Source organism: Chitinophaga arvensicola (genome assembly GCF_900110835.1).
Taxonomy (GTDB): Bacteria; Bacteroidota; Bacteroidia; order Chitinophagales; family Chitinophagaceae; genus Chitinophaga; species Chitinophaga arvensicola.
Genome location: NZ_FOJG01000001.1, coordinates 2,194,332 through 2,212,328, shown reverse-complemented (window position 1 = coordinate 2,212,328; position 17,997 = coordinate 2,194,332). Strand labels below are relative to the sequence as shown.

10 protein-coding genes are annotated in these 17,997 nt (G+C 46.9%); 6 read left to right on the top strand and 4 right to left on the bottom strand.

Going from position 1 to position 17,997, the window contains the following annotated elements; translation table 11 throughout:
• Window positions 1–605 precede the first annotated feature (605 nt).
• The gene (locus BMW79_RS09315; RefSeq protein WP_089893577.1) at window positions 606–2,543 is read left to right on the top strand and encodes a hypothetical protein; all 1,938 of its coding nucleotides are present in this window, start codon (window positions 606–608) and stop codon (window positions 2,541–2,543) included.
• Window positions 2,544–2,664: 121 nt separating this feature from the next.
• Here BMW79_RS09315 and BMW79_RS09310 read toward each other — a convergent pair whose 3' ends face one another.
• The 3 genes from BMW79_RS09310 to BMW79_RS09300 form a co-directional block, all read right to left on the bottom strand.
• Window positions 2,665–3,057, bottom strand: coding sequence for a RidA family protein (locus BMW79_RS09310; RefSeq protein WP_089893574.1), 393 nt, complete (start codon window positions 3,055–3,057; stop codon window positions 2,665–2,667).
• A 96-nt stretch (window positions 3,058–3,153) separates the two neighbouring features.
• Complete coding sequence (locus BMW79_RS09305; RefSeq protein ID WP_089893571.1) at window positions 3,154–3,846, bottom strand: helix-turn-helix transcriptional regulator; 693 nt, start codon at window positions 3,844–3,846, stop codon at window positions 3,154–3,156.
• Between the two features lie 51 nt (window positions 3,847–3,897).
• On the bottom strand, window positions 3,898–4,761 hold the full coding sequence (locus tag BMW79_RS09300; RefSeq protein ID WP_089893568.1) for a carboxylesterase family protein: 864 nt from the start codon (window positions 4,759–4,761) through the stop codon (window positions 3,898–3,900).
• A gap of 235 nt (window positions 4,762–4,996) precedes the next feature.
• Here BMW79_RS09300 and ppnP point away from each other — a divergent pair, with 235 nt between their 5' ends.
• Both ppnP and BMW79_RS09290 read left to right on the top strand, forming a co-directional pair.
• Entirely contained in the window at window positions 4,997–5,296 is a 300-nt protein-coding gene (ppnP, locus tag BMW79_RS09295; RefSeq protein ID WP_089893565.1) for a pyrimidine/purine nucleoside phosphorylase, read from the top strand.
• Between the two features lie 462 nt (window positions 5,297–5,758).
• Entirely contained in the window at window positions 5,759–11,206 is a 5,448-nt protein-coding gene (locus BMW79_RS09290) for an Ig-like domain-containing protein (protein ID WP_177192098.1), read from the top strand.
• 64 nt (window positions 11,207–11,270) lie between these two features.
• Here the strand turns inward: BMW79_RS09290 and BMW79_RS09285 are convergent, their stop codons facing one another.
• Window positions 11,271–12,425, bottom strand: a complete 1,155-nt coding sequence (locus BMW79_RS09285) for a LacI family DNA-binding transcriptional regulator (RefSeq protein ID WP_089893560.1) — start codon at window positions 12,423–12,425, stop codon at window positions 11,271–11,273.
• Window positions 12,426–12,640: 215 nt separating this feature from the next.
• Between BMW79_RS09285 and BMW79_RS09280 the strand changes: the two genes are divergently transcribed.
• From BMW79_RS09280 to BMW79_RS09270, 3 genes are read left to right on the top strand one after another with little or no spacing between them, the layout of a single operon-like run.
• Window positions 12,641–15,676 carry a SusC/RagA family TonB-linked outer membrane protein gene (locus BMW79_RS09280; RefSeq protein WP_089893557.1) on the top strand — a complete coding sequence of 1,012 codons (3,036 nt, stop codon included), beginning with the start codon at window positions 12,641–12,643 and terminating at the stop codon, window positions 15,674–15,676.
• A 12-nt stretch (window positions 15,677–15,688) separates the two neighbouring features.
• Window positions 15,689–17,185, top strand: a complete 1,497-nt coding sequence (locus tag BMW79_RS09275) for a RagB/SusD family nutrient uptake outer membrane protein (protein WP_089893554.1) — start codon at window positions 15,689–15,691, stop codon at window positions 17,183–17,185.
• 44 nt (window positions 17,186–17,229) lie between these two features.
• Entirely contained in the window at window positions 17,230–17,997 is a 768-nt protein-coding gene (locus BMW79_RS09270; protein WP_177192097.1) for a sialate O-acetylesterase, read from the top strand.

Below are 17,997 nucleotides of genomic sequence, written 5' to 3'. Positions count from 1 at the left end.
AAACCCTTTAGGAAAGATCGCCTGCCCGGAAGTAGTTATAGCACAGAGAAGGAAGATAAAACTAAAAAAATATTTCATAGGTTGGTACAGATTTATTGTCCAATATATAACCTCTATTGGAGTATTAAAAATATGGAGATGCTATTAACAGCAAGGCACTGACTTTCACCGATGAATAATACCAGCATTTCACATATCCTGTCTTCCGGTTGGCCTTCTTATCATGCTACGATCATGAAAGTTGACGCTACGTAAATAGAGTGCGTAAGCCTTTGGTAATTTGGTAGTGTTAACCTCAAAACGACCAGTATGATAGTAGAAAAAAAATCTCATCCCGTATCTTCTGCACGTTCAAAAATCTTACGCTCAAAGGCAATCAATTGCATCCGCTCAACGATGACTATATAAATAATGCCATCGTTCAATTCTCCTTACGAAATTATTAAAGCTGTAAGCCGGCAATACTACAGTAACCGGCAGCGGACATAACCCGCATGCCCGACAATAGCATTCTCTGATGAGATATACATGCGGTAGTTATCAGACAGAAAAAATCATATAAAACAAACCTATTGGCCAATAATTAATCACTAAAATCCCAAAAAATGACACAAAAGAAAGAACAACCATCGAAGGCGACACAGCAAGACATGAAAGATGCTTCCCAACCTGATACTGTACAATCCTTTACAACTGCGGAGATAAGCAGCGACGAAGACGCCTTTGGCGATATGTACGCCCGTGGAGCAGATGGAAGCATGCAACGCATACCTGTTGGAACAGTAGGCCAGCTGCTTAAAGTGGCAGCCAACGGATTCCCCGCCTGGGCAAATGACATCACCAATACGATCATTGTGAATGCCGGAGCAGATCAAAGTATTTCAGTAGCGAATACCAATTTACTGGCAACTGCCAGCGATGCCAACAGCGCCATTACATCGTATCTCTGGACCAAACAATCCGGCCCGGTAGAACCCATCGGCACCGGGTTCAACGGCGGATCATTTACACCGCTGAGAACAAGAACGTTTACGCCTTCCGGAGCAGGGGATATTGTTTTTGACAATACAAACACGCTGCCTGGTGATCTGATTATACTGCAGGGAAATTTCAGGTCGGTGACACTGACCAATGTACAAGGCACAGCGGCCAATCCTATCGTATTCAGAAATCCGGCCGGCCAGATCACACGCATCGGTAATACTACCTGGGCTGCAAATGGCGGACCAGCCTATGCTTTACAAACCTCCAATTCCAAACACTTCATTTTTGCCGGCACACACTGGGATAACCTGTTATTTACCGGCTCTGAAGTTAACACCGATGGTGGTGGCGAACCTTATCGCTCTGCATACAGGAACCTGTCATTTGATGCTTTCTCCGAAAAATTCGAAATCTGTTATTTTACTGCTACTCAGGGAGGCACCTGCATCGTAGCCAAAACAGATCCTGTATCCGGACAAAGCGCTACCTGGTATCCTAATACCACGTTGCAGGATATGTTGATCCACGACTTTATCATCGACAATTCATACAATGAAGGACTATATATCGGACATACAGCCACGTACTGGGATCTGACCGGCAATGCGCCTTATAACTCCGGTCCCTATGATGCGCCTCCGGCCGACAGCAACCGGTACAAGCAACCTATTATGATCAATAACGTAAAGGTGTGGAATGGCCGGATACTAAATACCGGTAAAGACGGTATCCAGATTTCAGCCAGTAAAAACATCGAAGTTTATCAGAACGAAGTGTATAACTGGGCATCTGTGAATATTCCCGCCAGAGCAAGTCATAACGGTGGTATCCTGATCGGCGGACGCTCAGAAACCAGCAACGTTCACGATAATATCACACATGACTCCTGGGGTGAACATCTTCAGTTTTATGGCACCGGCGCCGGTCATATTTTCAAAAACAATCTTTGCTACAATACGAATGCTGCGAACGTTAGCGGTGACATGGCCTCCATTGCAGCAAGATCCGGCACCAACAACACAGAAAATCATCCCGGCCAGATCACGGTAGAAGGAAATACCTTCTCAAGATGTGGTGGCGGCGCGCTGATAAGGGTAAATGGATACTACAACAAATCAGGTGGCGTATCCGGCACCAACAATCTGCAGGTGATCATGAAACGTAATATCCTGATGGCGCCAAGGAACAATGCCGGAGGCGACAATTACGATAGCTTCTATGTATACACAGAAAACCCACAAGATTATGGATACAATACTATTGTAACCAGACCACTGGCAGGTGCAGATGCCAACGTACAGTATCTCACGGAGGCTATTGCCAACGTAGATACCAACAACTACTATCTGCCCAATAACAGCGCAGTAATACAAGGATTCAGGAAAACTCAGCCTGTAGGTCCGCAGCCCGTATCAGGAGCATCTGTTATTGCTACGCCCAACGCCGCAGCTACCGCAGTTACCAACATGGTAAGCGGTGTGTACGTGTTCAGCATAGTCGTTGGAAATGCACTCGGACAGTACAAAAGCGATACCGTTCAGGTAACCGTGGTTTTGTAAAATCATGCGGACAGCAATTTCCGGATTGCTATCTATGATGATAAAATACTTTTGCCGGCTTATTCTGTAAGCCGGCAAAAGCATTTCCAACTCCGCATAATCATGGTGATGCAGCAAATAATCACTTCACTACAGTCGCTTCCAGTTCAACGGTAAGCGTGGCAAAAAGACCCTTTACTTCCAGCAAAGTAGTGGCCTGCTTAATACCATACTTTGTCAGAAACCCCGAGTAAATATCCATACTGGTGGAAAAGAAATCCTGCACACTGGTGGTGTAAACATTGAGTCTTACAATGTTCTTAGGATCATAGCCTGATTCATTGACAAGCTGCTCCAGGTTCTGAATGGTCTGAATAAGCTGTGAACGCATATCAGCACTGCTGGGTATGCCATTGGCATCAATCGCTACCTGTCCTGAACAATACAAGGTACCTGTTACATTTTTTGCTTCAACGGCTTGTGCTGAATTGGTTCTTTCACCCCATGCCCAGGGGTCAAACGTGTTCTTTTCCATTTTTACATTTTTAATATTATAAACGACTTCCCGTCATTCAATACATCAAAATTAAAATGGAGGTGTGACAGCGGTATGTCAGGGGTGTGAAAAAAATTAATAATACTTATCGAAAAACTCCTGCAAGGTCATTTTATGAGGAGTAAACTTCTCAGAACGTAATTGCAATTGTTGAATCCTGTCCAGCCTGAAATACCTGAAATCATTTCTGAGCTGGCACCAGGCAACCAGCAACCAGTTTTCCTGTGTGCTCAGTAACGCAAATGGTTCAATGATCCTGCTACTGGCCTTACCATCCTCATTCAGGTAGTCGATTTGAACCTGCAGAAAATTAGTAAGCGCAAATTGAAGCGATGATAAATTGTTGCTGGTCCTTTCACGGTTAATATTCTGGGAGTACCGCGTACGCTCGGTAAGCAGATTGGCTTTGTGTTTTTCCGTATATCGTAAAACCGCCTTTATTTTTCCAATAGCATCTGTATAGTCTTTCACGAAAGACGAATCTCTGTTGCTCAGGACCAACTGTTCAGCAAGAATTAATGCGTTCGCCTCGTTTTCAGTGAACATAATCGGAGGCACTTTAAACCCCTCCATCAGTGTATATCCTCTCCCTTCTTCTGTTATAATGGGAACACCTGCCTGTTCTAATGTCCTGATGTCTCTGTAGATAGTCCGGACACTCACAGAAAATTTATCAGCCAGTTCAGTTGCAGTCAAAAGCGATTTTGTCTGCAACTGAATAAGGATAGCTGTCAGCCGTGAAAGCCGATTTGTTTCATTATTGTCCATTTATCTTTTCCTCCTGCATAGCTGTAAAAATATGCCAAATTTCATACATCCTCATTTAGCAGGTGCCGGCCCGGCATCACCCTTCTTCTGACTGAATAACCAATTCCATACTTCCACATTACTATACGTAGGTGTCCATGCGCCGTGTCCTACGCCCGGATACATCGTGAGCTTTGCCTCCCTGCCACCATTTTCACGGATGCGGGTGATCATATCTATAGAGCGTTGAGGGATCACGGTACTATCCGCATCTCCGTGAAATGCCCATATAGGTATACCGGTCAGCTGTTTTGCAAATGAAGTATCTGCCCCTCCGCAAACGGGAACCGCTGCCGCAAACAGATGACCTTCCCGCTGCAATATTTCCCAGGTAGCGAAACCACCCATAGATAAACCGGTTACATAAATCCTGTTGGTGTCGATATTGTTATTCCTGATGATACTGTCCAGCAGCAACATCGCCAGTTGCATAGGCCAGGTTGGTTGAGCCTTCATCTGGTGAGAGGGCCAGCCAAAACCGGTCTGTACCCAGGTAGCCTCCCCATCCGGCTCACCAGCTCCGGGGGCAGGGCACTGGGGCGCAATAACATAACAAGGTTCCTTTTCCCAGAACGCTACCGGTTTAAACCGCATCAACTGCTTACGGTTATCATTTCCTCTTTCACCAGCGCCATGAAAAAATAATACCAGCGGATACTTTTTACCCGGACGGATTTTTACAGGCTGATAAAAACGGTAAGGCAACACATGTCCGTCTTTCTCTAGTTTTTTAAAAGTAAAAGCATCAAACTGCTTTTCCCATTCCTGCACCGGCGCAATACTAAAGTTGGGGTGAATAGGATCAGGTACCGCTTGCGCATTTGCCGTAGAAAAAAATGTCAGGGAACAGGCACAAAAAATGACCAGAAGCTTCATAACGTCGATTTATAAAAAATGTGATTTGAAAAAGTGTATGCAAAATGCGGGAAGAGGACTAACAAAGGCTTAACAAACGCATTAATGCCAGCATAAATTATAAATATATTATGATTATATGTGTAAATAAATTACAAACATATGGTTGTATCCCTATCGTAAATTTTATATTTTGTGCAGTCCTTAATAAAAAGGGCGTGGTTTCATACATCTGTTCACGATTTATCAATACACTATGAGTACATTAAACAGCACTGTAGCACACAATTCATACTTTGAAGGTAAAGTACAAAGCCTTGTCTTGTCTACAGAAAAAGGACCGGCTACAGTCGGCGTAATGAAAAAAGGCGATTACCGGTTTTCTACCTCTGTAACAGAACATATGGTTATTATCTCCGGTAGTCTTACCGTGAAATTACCGGAGGGCGACTGGAAAACCTATCAACAACAGGAAAGCTTTGACGTAGCAGCCGGGGTGGCATTCGATGTAAGCTGCACAGAAGATGTTGCCTATATCTGTTACTACGGCGCATAACTCCTATATGCAGATATCTGCCTGCGCGGGTATCTGCATATAAAATAAAACAAAAAATATCCCGCAATAATCAACACGGCCCCATCCGCAACTATCCTGTAAAAATATTTTTTCATTCCGGCTACGTAGTCTGTTTCTCACAAACGTATTACCTACTTATCAACCAATTACTATTTTTCATTCTTCAATTGTAATGTATACGCGGGAGCAGTAATGGGGATAAAAGAAAAAAGGGATAGCTCTTTTTGAAAGTTCGTGCCTTATGGAAATCCCTTCGGGAAACAAACAATTCCCTGTAGCATCAGCCACTGTAGCCCATTTATTGAATTCAACGAGCCGGGAAAGAAAACGCCTGTCAGGAAATTAGTATCGTCTTTTACAATACCGCGTTAGTGCTGTGGATCAACAGACCAATAACTACACAGGATATTTTAAACAATCCTCAATAATTCCACTATGAACATGAAAAAGATTTTCTACACCCTACTACTGACCATTTTTTATCTGGCAGCCTCCCGGGAAATACGTGCGCAAACGTATACCTGGAACCAGGTGCGGATTGGTGGCTCCGGTGCACTGCCTTCTTTTGTAGCGCATCCCAAGGTACCCGATCTGTACTTTATTACTACTGATGTAGGCACTCCTTACCGATGGAACAAGAACCTGCAGAAGTGGGAGCACATGATGTTATTTAAAAAGATACCGGTCAACTACTGGAACTGGGAATTCAGCCAGCGCTGCGGCAGCCTCGGGATAGATCCCAATGACAGCACCGGCAACATCCTGTATGCTACGGTGGAAAACAGCGCTGGTCCGGGACCAGGCAAAGGCTCCAGCAACGTGGGTACTATCCTGAAAAGTACCGACCGGGGTGATACCTGGACCGATCTGAACGTACCTATTGTAGTACATCCCAACAACACCCAGATTTATGGAGATCGTATACAGGTAGATCCTTCCAATAGTAACATCGTATGGGTGGTGACCGATCAAAACGGTGCATGGAAAACAGAGAATGCCGGAACCAGCTGGTCGCAGGTAAGCGCCATTACCACACCCGGCTCCTGCTCCTTTCTGCTTTTCGATAAAAGCGCCGGCACGGTTGTCGTAAATGGATTGAGCGTAACCAAACGGATCTTTATCGGACGCGCCACAGGCGTACTCGTATCGGAAGACGGCGGTGTTTCCTTTACACCGATGAACAACAGCCCGATATATCCCATACGTGCCGCCATTCATGGAGATGGCACCCTGTATGTATCTGCAGGCGGTGAGAACATAAAAAAAGGTGTCTTCAAATATAAAAACGGCAGCTGGCAGGATATTTCTCCCATCTTCTTAGATCCCGATTCCAAAAAAGATCCCAGGGTCTTTTCTAAAGTAGCGGTGAACCCTGCCAATTCAAATGACATTGTAGTAAGCACCCGGAGCAGCTGGCAAAAAGATCCTTATTTTATTTCAAGAGATGGGGGCGCACCGGGCTCCTACAAGCAGGGGAAAATCACGCGCGATAATTCTGAAGCACCACATTCCGCCAATGATGGTTTGCCCTTCAATGCACCTGGCCATAGTCCTTATACCTTTACCTGGGATCCATTTTATCCGGACAGGGTATGGATCAGCGATATGCTGGATGTACTTTCCACAGACAATATCTTTGCACCTGTTTCCAACTGGAAGGTGCGCGTGGTTGGCCTGGAAGAAATCATGGTAACAGGCCCCATGATGGCCCCTCCCAGCGGTAAGAACCTGTTACTTACTGTTACCGCAGATGTTGGCGGCGCTCATCACCGCTCCCTGACAGAGCCTCTGAACCAGGGCGCCGTTTCCTACACGGCCCTGCACAACAACATCTACTCCGCATTCAATATGCAGGGCGTAGCTTTTCAATATAACGATCCTGAATTTATTGTGCGCGTTGGCTGCGACGGCCCCGCTACAGTAGACGTTATTGACTCCCGCTCAGGTTATTCCACAGACGGCGGCGATACTTATACCCTGTTTCCCAAATCACCGGGTATCCGTGGACGTGTAGCCGTATCCGCTAATCGCAGGAATATTCTGTGGCTCACCCAGATGGATGGCAACAGTCCGGGTAGCGTGTACTGGTCGGAAGACCTGGGCACCAGCTGGACAAAATCCACCGGACTTTCCTCCGGTATCCTACCCGCAGGGCCACAATGGAACCTGTATCCCGGCGAAAACCACCTGATATCAGATAAAGCAAATGGTGATTATTTCTATGTCTGGGACCGTGGCTCCTTCTTTGTGAGTTCCAATGGTGGAAAATCATTTACGAAAACATCCGCCACCGGATTAGCCGCAAATGCCGGCAGCAATTCCAATGGTTCCGCTTATGCCACCACTTCCAACCTGGAAGCTACACCGGGAAAAACGGGCGACATCTGGCTCGCATTTCACAATGAAGCATACCCGGAAGTCAGCGGTCTTTATCATACTACAGATACCGGCAGAACCTTCACTAAGGTAGGCGGTGAAAGCTTCAAACCCAAATGGATTGCCGTGGCCATGTCCGACACAACGGCCAATGCACACCTCGCATTGTACGCTACCAGTCAGACCATTCCTATCAATGGTATCACCTATGGCGCCTTCCGTTCTGATGATACCGGCCGCACCTGGACCACCATCATCGACAGATTACCAGCTGTTGTACCCAATATCACCGCCGATAACAAGGGACGGATGTTTATATCCGCCTCCGGCAATGGTATCTTTTTCGGCACACCAACAGCAGGCCCCGTGCAATCTGTATCGATCGTGAACACCGCATCAGATACACTGGTGAAAGGATATAGCCTCAAACTCAACGTAAAAATTACACCTGCTTATCCCACTAATCCCGCTGTTACCTGGAGTTCCTCCGACACTACCATCGCTAAAATAGATGCATTCGGAAAAGTAACAGGCATCAATCTGGGTACGACTACCATCACCGTTACATCGGTAGACGGCGGGAAAACGGACACCCATCCCATCATCGTTGTTCCACCAACCATATCTACCAGCATCGCGATAGACAGCGTAGTATACGGCACCATGAATACGCCCAAACAACTGGCGTTTAATGTGCTGCCCCTCAATACTACCAACAAAGCGCTCAACTGGTCGCTGGCAGATAGCACCATTGCGAAAATAGATGCCAATGGTATCGTGAGGGGACTAAAACTTGGTACCACCACCCTCTCCATTTCAACGGCAGATGGAGGCGCCACCAAAACGGTGCAGCTAACGGTGAATACCATTGTAACCGCTATCAATGCAGGAACAACACAAACCCCGGCCACGCCGTATCAGAATACCACCCTCGGACAATATGTTCCCGAAGGACCCAGCGGTACGGATAAATTATGGCATGCGGGATATACCTGGAACTCAGCCATCACAGCAACGGTAGACCTCAGCCAGGTAACCGAGCCAGCACCGCGTAAAGTATATGAATATATGCGCGTGTCTAAAAATAATGTCACCCAGCTGCGTTATTACCTGCGCGACCTTATTCCCAACGCAAATTATGCAGTGCGCCTCCACTTTATTGAGCCGAGCAATACCGATAAAGCCAACCGGATCTTCAGCGTGAAAGTCAATGGCATCGATAGTCTGGCTAACTTCAACATTTACCAGGCCGCCGGTAATAAACTGAATACCGTTGTTACACGCACCATAGAAGCAAAAGCAAACAATGCCGGTGTAATAGAAGTATTCTTCTATCCCAAAGTGGGCACCAACGATCCTTACAGCGCTTCCATAGCGGCAGTTGAAGCACGTATTATTCCGCTGCAGGGAATCAGTATCTCATCCGACAGCAGTAATCTCTATGTGAGCTATACCGATACGCTGAAGCTGACGACCACTCCCGTAAATGCCACTAACCGGAACCTCGTATACGCCTCTTCCAACCAGGCAGTAGCCGTGGTAGACCTGAATGGCGTAGTAACAGGAAAGTCGGCAGGAACGGTGACTATCACCGCCACCTCTGCGGAAAGTGGTTTCACCGCGGCTAAAACCTACACGGTCATTTATATACCCGTAACCACTTTAACACTCGACAGCACATCGGCCAATATCTTTGTAGGTGCTACCCTGCAATTGAAGCCAACACTCACCCCTGCAAAAGCCAGCAATAAACAGGTAGTATGGACCTCTTCCGATACTACACTGGCTACTGTCAGCAACAATGGCACCGTCACCGGTATCAAAAAAGGGAACGTGATCATCAAAGCCACTTCCGCAGACAACCCGGCTATCTCCGCACAGGCAAATATTCACGTGGCCAATGTACTGGCCACCGGGCTTACCTTGCAGCCAGCTACCGCCATCATCGGGGAAAGAGATACCCTGCTGATGAACACCGTTTTTTCACCTGCCAACACTTCTGTCAGATCACTCAACTGGAGTACTTCTGATGCAACAGTAGCTACTGTTGACAGTGCAGGTATTATCACCGCTATCAGGCAAGGTACAGCCACCATCACCGCCAATACGCGCGACAGCTCAGGTGTATCTGCTACACTACCCGTAACAATCGTTCCCTTCGACTCCTGCGGCGGCATTCCGAACTATGGTTTTGAAAGTGACCTGGTGAACTGGGTGCCTTATAAAAAAGATATACCTTTTGTAGGCGCTGTATATACTGTCAGCGGAAAAGGCCATACCGGCGATAAAGCAGCCACACTGGGCTTCACCACCGAAAAAACAAGTCTGAACATACAAGGTTCCATCCCGGTGAGAGGTGGCAGCATCATCGTATTCACCCAATGGATCAAAGTGGAAAGAAGCACAGAGGGCTATCCATGGTGGGCAGGATACGGCGTTGGATTTGTAGACAACCAGGGCGTTGCTACCGGTACTACCACTGCAAGAGATGTGAACAATGTAACCGCCTACCAGGACAACTGGGCGCAGATCAGGGACACCATTACCGTACCTGACAATGCTACCGGCCTTACCTACTGGATAGCAAAGCTGGGCCCCGGCACTGTCTGGATGGATGATTACTGTACAGAACTCATCACCACCAATAAATCAGTTGTACTGGCCATCAATGCCGGTACCACACAAACGCCTCCGGGCCCGTATGCCAACACCACGTTTGCACAGTACGTTCCGGAAGGCCCTACCGGCACCGATAAATTATGGCATGCAGGGTATACCTGGGTACAGAAAGTAAATGCGCCGGTAGACCTGTCGTATGTAACAGATCCTGCGCCACCACAGGTATACGAGTATATGCGCGTATTCAAAGATAATATCACACAGATGCGCTACTACCTGCGCGGACTTACACCTAACACCGTGTACAACATCCGCCTGCACTTTGTAGAGCCACAGGATGCAGAGAAGAATAAAAGGATATTCACCGTAAAAGCAACCAATGGCCTCGACAGCCTGGTGGACTTCAACGTGTACCAGGCCGCCGGCAACCGGCTGAACACTGCGGTAATACGTACTATCCGCGCCCAGGCCAACAGCGCAGGACAGATACTCGTATTCTTTTATCCTAAAACAGGATTGTATGATCCTTATAGCGGCTCTATAGCAGCTATCGAAGTGCGAACCATATCTCCTGCAGATTCGCTGCAAAGCCTCACGGAAAATCAAAACAGGATGGCTGTAGCAGAGAATAAATTTAACAGCAGCAGCAAACTGGATTTCACAACGGACGTATATCCGAATCCTTCCAGCAGCACGTTTAATGTTAAAATGACTTCTCCCTCAAAAACACCGGCATTGTTGATGATTGTGAATAATGCAGGCAGCGTTATTTATAGTACAAAAATAAATGCAGGTACTAACTACCAGGTTGGCGGGCATATGAAACCAGGCGTGTATTATATCAAAATCAGCCAGGGCACGCAAAGCAAAACGATGAAAGTAGTGAAGCAATAATTGATGTATTAAATTAAACGAAGAAAGCGCCTGTTAACAGGCGCTTTCTTCGTTTAATCCTTTTTTATCTTCCGGAAGATTCCCGTACGATCAACGTTGTTTTCAGCGACTGATGCACCGGCACACCATCACCCCCCTTTTTTATTACCTCCAGTAATATACCTGCCGCTGAACGCCCGATATCTGCCACCGGTTGCTGCACCGTTGTCAATGCCGGTTCTATCACTTCTGAAATAGGATCATTACTGAAACCCACAATACCAAGTTCAGATGGGATGTCTATTTTTCTCTTTTTAGCGACCAGCATCAGTTGAATAGCCACCGGATCATTCACACAAAAAACAGCATCCGGTTTATGTTTTAAATTCAATAGCTTTTCTGCACAATGGATAGCGTCTTTTTTTGAGAGATCACAATGCACCACCAGCTCTTTTTTAAAAGGCAGCTTATGCTTTTCCAATGCATCCCGGTAGCCGTTTAACCGGTTATGTGTGATGAGTAACGCAGGCGGCCCTCCGATATGCGCAATATTGCGATAGCCGTTTTTGATGAGATGTTCCACTGCCTTCAGCGCGCCCTCATAATCATTTACCAGTACCCTCGACGTATCCATTTCATCACAGATGCGGTTAAAGAAAACCACCGGGATACCATGCCGTTCAAATGCCTTGAAGTGATCAAACTTCTTTGTTTCCTTGGTCATGGAAATCAATACCCCATCCACCCGGTTTGCCAGTAGTACGTTGGCATTGGCCACTTCTGTTTTATAAGATTCCTGCGATTGACAGATGATCACATTATAACCAGCCTGTTCAGCCACCTGTTGTGCCCCCATAATAATAGTAGGAAAAAAATAGGTCAGGAACTCAGGGACAATAATACCAATCGTGTTGCTTTTGCTTTTCACCAGGCTCTGAGCGAGCAAATTGGGCTGGTAGTCCAGCTGCCTGGCCATTTCCAGTACAGCGGCTCTTGTCTGCGGGTTGATATCCCCATGTTCATGCAAGGCTCTGGATACGGTAGACTTGGAGATATTCAACGCCTTTGCAATATCCACGATAGTGGTCATATGCTTTTTAAGCTGTGGGATCTCCGCCTCCGTTTCCCCGGGAAGGGTGAAATAGATATTACAATCCTTACAATAGTAGCGCTGTTTTCCCCTTACAATACCGGATTTTGTGATCGCGTGCACGTGGCTGCACCGGATACATTTTATCATGAAAACAAAACTATTTTAAAATTGATCTTACTAAAATAAAGCCCTCTTTTTTGAATTCCCTGTCGCCGGTTATTGCTATCGGTATCGTTTGCGGTATCGTTCCCGGTAGATTCCGTTCCCTAAAACGCCCGCAATACTTTCATTCTTTGATATTCTTCTATAACATTGCGAACCACTTATGATTAATGTTTTACAAAAGCTAAAGACGCTACGTTATGAAAAAAACAAGCCCCTTGTTTAAATTACCGGGTTTCGTGCTGCTTGTCCTTTTTTCCCTTTTTGCACTGCCGGTAAATGCACAAACCGTTGTCCCATCGCTCTTCGGAAAGGTGGTGGGTGAAAACGGGCAACTATTACCCGGCGCCACTGTGGCCGTAAAAGGTACTTCAAAAGGGACAGTCACCAGCACCAATGGCATGTTTACATTGAAAGATGTTCCCAACAATGCCATCATCACCGTTTCCTTCCAGGGATATGAAAGTACCACGATGGAAGTTCGCGGACAATCTTACCTGGCTATATCCCTGAAACCGGATATCAGTAAACTAAACGACGTAGTAGTAGTTGGCTATGGCACACAACGCAAAGCCGCATCTACAGGCTCTATTTCCTCTGTTAAAGCGGCAGACATTACGCAAACACCGGTGACCAATATTGCCCAGGGCCTCGCAGCCAGGGTACCCGGTGTACAAATCACGCAAAACAGCGCGGCGCCGGGAGGTAACATCAGCGTGCGTATACGTGGTACCAACTCCATCAACGGTTCCTCTGAACCGCTTTATATTATTGATGGTATCCAGATCACCAACAGCGGTGGTGTAAATGATGTAAGCCCTTTATCTACGATCAATCCGAATGACATTGAATCCGTGGAAATTCTAAAGGATGCTTCTTCCACCGCCATTTATGGTGCCAGAGGCGCCAACGGCGTGGTACTGATCAGTACCAAACGCGGAAAAAGCGGCGTTACCCGCGTACAACTGGACGTTTACCGTGGCATACAAAACATTACCAAAGAATTATCCATGCTCGATGCCTCACAGTTTGCAAAGCTGGAAAATGACATCTACAATTCACCCGTATATACCGATCCTGCTTCTCTCGGGAAAGGTACCAACTGGCAGGATGTTATTTACCGTAAAGCGAACATACAAAACTACCAGGCATCCGTTAGCGGTGGTTCGGAGAAAACACAGTTCTCTTTATCCGGCAACTTCTTCAATCAGGAAGGTATTATTATTTCTTCGGATTTCAAGCGCTATTCTCTCCGCGCTACGCTCGATCATAACATCAGCAACCGTTTTAAAGTAGGTACCAGTATTGTCAGCAGCTATACGATCAATAACAATATCCCGACGGGCGTTAGCTCCATCGACGGGCCGCTGGTAACCCAGACCATCATAGGCGCCACACTCGGCGCACCTCCTACCCTGGTGCCTTACAGACCGGATGGTACTATTTATCCGTTCCCTGATCAGTTCAACGGCCGTTACAGGGAAAGTACCAACCCACTCGGACTGGCCAATATCCTTAACCGTAATACCATTAAACGGACACTCGCCAACGTATATGCGGACGCTAAAATCGTGAACGGATTAAGTTATCGTGCTTCCTTTAATGCGGATATAGGTAATACCCTGAACGACTATTACTCTCCTATCTATATTCTTGGAAAGGCAGAAGTAAATGCGAATTCCGGTACGGCTTCAAAAGGCAACATCAATACCACGGCCTGGCTGCACGAAAGTATCCTGACCTACAACCGTACTTTTGGCAATCATTCGCTCAAATTCACAGGTGTGTATGCCATTCAAAGCAATATGTATAATGATAACATCATTAATGCAAATGGCTTTCCGAATGATGCCACCGGCAACGAAGCCGTTCAGCTGGCAGTCAACAGAACAGTGAGCAGCAACCGCACCAGGGAAGCCCTCAATTCTTACATGGGCCGTATCAACTACGGTTACGCCAATAAATATTTCCTGGATATCACCGCCCGTTACGACGGTGCTTCCAAGTTCGGTGAAAAGCATAAATGGGGCTTCTTTCCTGCCATCGCCGGCGCCTGGAGAATTATTGAAGAACCCTTCCTGAAAAACAGCCAGGTATTCAGTGACCTGAAATTAAGAGCCAGCTACGGCCGCACCGGAAACGCCGGCGCCATCGCGCCGTACCAGTCGCTCGCTCTGGAAGGCTCAGGCAGCAACTACCAGTTCAATCACATCTATACCATTGGTATCAGTCCTACAGGCATTCCCAATGCTGACCTGCGCTGGGAAAAATCTATCCAGGCCAATGCCGGTCTTGATATCGGGTTACTCCACGACAGGCTCACCATCGTAGTAGATTACTACGACAAGAAAACAAAAGACCTGTTGTTCGTGAAAAATCTGCCGTTATCGTCCGGCTATAGCGCCATCACCGGCAACTTTGCCAGTATCCGCAACAAAGGGATAGAAATTGCCGCTGATGCCAAACTGCTGACCGGAAAATTGAAATGGAACGTGAATGCAAATGTATCGGTAAACCGCAATGAACTCTTAAGCCTGGAAGGCGGCACCAATGAATATGTGCTGAGTCCATACAGCGTTCTCCGGGTAGGACAACCGTTAGGCATTTTCAAAACCTATGTATTCAACGGTATTTATCAAACCGGCGAAACCGTGTTGCCAGGAAGTGGCAGCAGAACCGGCGGTGTAAAAGTAGCCGACCTGGATAACGACAAACAGATCACCGGCGCAGATCAGACGATCACCGGCAACGCGAATCCTTCGTTTATCTTTGGCTTCTCTTCCAATTTCAACTACGGCCGTTTCGACCTGTCCTTCTTTCTTTCCGGTGTACAGGGAAACAAGATCTTTAACCTGAGCCGCTATACTTTTGAAAATGGCCTGGGAGGAAGAAACGTAGTAGAAGGTGTGAAAGACAGATGGTCGCCTACCAACCCCAATAATGAATATGCAAGCGGATTCCAGGGTGGCAGAATTCCGATATCTGACCGCTTTGTAGAAGACGGCTCCTATATCCGGATGAAAAATATCACCCTTGGCTATAAACTGCCCACCATTAAATATATCACCAACGCCAGGCTTTATATCAGCGGCAACAATCTTTTCACCATCACGAAATACAGCGGTTACGATCCGGAAGTAAATTCCTTCGGCGGTTCCAATACGCTGATCGGGGTCGATAACCTCGTGTATCCCATGGCAAGATCTTTCCTCATCGGCTTACAGGTTGGACTCTAAAAAATGATGTATATGCAAACAAAGAAGAACATACAATACCTGCTCAGTGGTTTATTACTGTTACTTGTGCATACATCCTGCAACAAGCTTACAGAAAACCCTTATTCCTCTATTTTCACGGAGAACTTCTATAAAACAGCATCAGATGCAGAAGCTGCACTGACAGCAGTTTACGGCCCGATGGTGAATCTATACCTGACTGCCGCTACCGGTGCATCAGATTTCAGTGCGGATCAAACCTATCCACGTCCCGTGGTAGGCAGGGATACCTATACGCTGTTCAGCTACGATCCCAACTACACCACGCAGAAAAGTTTCAGCAGGCAGAATGAATCGCCGCAACAGATATGGCAATCCTGCTACTCAGGCATTGAAAAAGCAAACTGGGTATTGTTGCGCGTGCCGCAAACCAGTATGGATACCACCAGGAGAAGTGTTATTCTCGGGGAAGCCTACTACATGCGCGCCTTCTATTTCTGGACGCTGACCAAGAACTTCCGGGATATCGTTGTAAAAACGACACCCAGCACCAGCATCGATACCGCTATCATTGGCAAAACCATGCAGGCGGATGTTTTTAAACAGATCTACCTGGACCTGGAACAAGCCATTGCCAAACTGCCGTCCTACTCGGCCAGCATCCAGAAAGGCCGCCCTTCAAAAGAAGTGGCGATCGCACTCTATGCAAAAACAGCCCTCTATGCACAAGACTGGCCCACTGCACTGAGTAAAGCAAAACTGGTAATCGGCTCAGGCAAATACAGCCTGATGACAGACGTGCTGGATGTTTACAACGTAGCCAAAGAAGATGCAGCACGACAAGAGAACATGTGGGCTTTTGAATGTGAAGCTACTTCGCCCGGATTCTCTACACAGATCATCAGTTTATATGGTCCCAAAAACAGTGATGCGCCGCAATATGCGCCTACTACTTATGGCTCCGCATTTGCGTACCAGTCGTTCTTCGACTCCTTCAACCCGGCCGACCGCAGACGCCTGTTGCTGGATACTTTTTATATTAACAAGCTGGGACAAGTGGTGCATCAGAAAGATATCACGCCCATTACCCAACGTGGTGTACTGGTAAAAAAATATATGGACGCCAATGCAATAGGTGCAAGCGGCGCTATTAATATTCCCATTCTTCGCCTCGCCGATATTTACCTGATTGCGGCTGAAGCGTCTGCCCAGCAGAATAGTCCGACTGACGAAGCTTATGGTTATATCAACACCATAAGAAAAAGGGCAGGTATTCCCGATCTCACCGCCGGACTGGGCAAAGCAGCATTCGTTGATTCCGTATTGCAGGAACGCAGCTGGGAACTGTTTGCAGAAGGTGACCGCTGGTACGACCTCACCCGCACAAATACCTTCTTACAGGTAATTCCCAAAGCGGTGAACGACGTATTTCCGACCCGGACGCCTCAGCCAAAGAACCGCTATTTCCCGATTCCGCTGGATGAAATCAATGCAAATCAGAAACTGGAACAAAATCCTGAATGGAAATGAGAAGCCTCCTCACTTTTATTTGTTTTCTTATCTTACCATCCGCGATGGCACAACATAAAACGTTGTTCCTGGTTGCCGGCCAGAGCAATGCTGTTGGCCAGGGCGACAGCACCACATCGATACATTGCGCAACCGGTACCGCCTTTGAATACCGCTTCTCAGGAGATACGCTGTTAGCGCTCAAAGACCCGGCAGGACAACAGGAATTACAGTTTGAACAAGCATACACCGGTAGCGCGTGGCCATCTTTCGCAAACACCTACCACAACCTCACAGGAAGTGAAGTGATTGTTGTGCAGGCTGCAAGAGGCGGCAGCTCCTGCCACTATAAAGCAGAATCAAGTAATTATGGTAGCTGGGACAACCGGGGACGATTGCTTTTATTTGATAACGCAGTGAAGAAAACCAAAGCTGCCACTCTCAAAACAGGGATACCGGTAACCGGCATTATATGGAGCCAGGGAGAACGGGATGCCAATGCGATCAACGCGCAGCAGCTATCCCCGGAAGAATACGAAGCACAACTCATTTTACTGATCCGGCAATTCAGGGCAGCACTCGGTCAGCAGCTAAACTTTTACATCATCCAGACCGGCTATTATCTTCATCATCCAACAACAGGTTTTGATGCGGTACGCAAAGCACAGGAAAGAGTAGCCGGGAAAGTGAAAAAGGTGTACATCGTGTACCGGGAAACGAACCAGTTTAGTGAAAAAGGCTGGATGAAAGATGAGATCCACTACAATCAAACTGCATTAAATAATATAGGAGCTACAGTTGCAAAACAGGTTGCACTTAAAGAAAAAAAATGA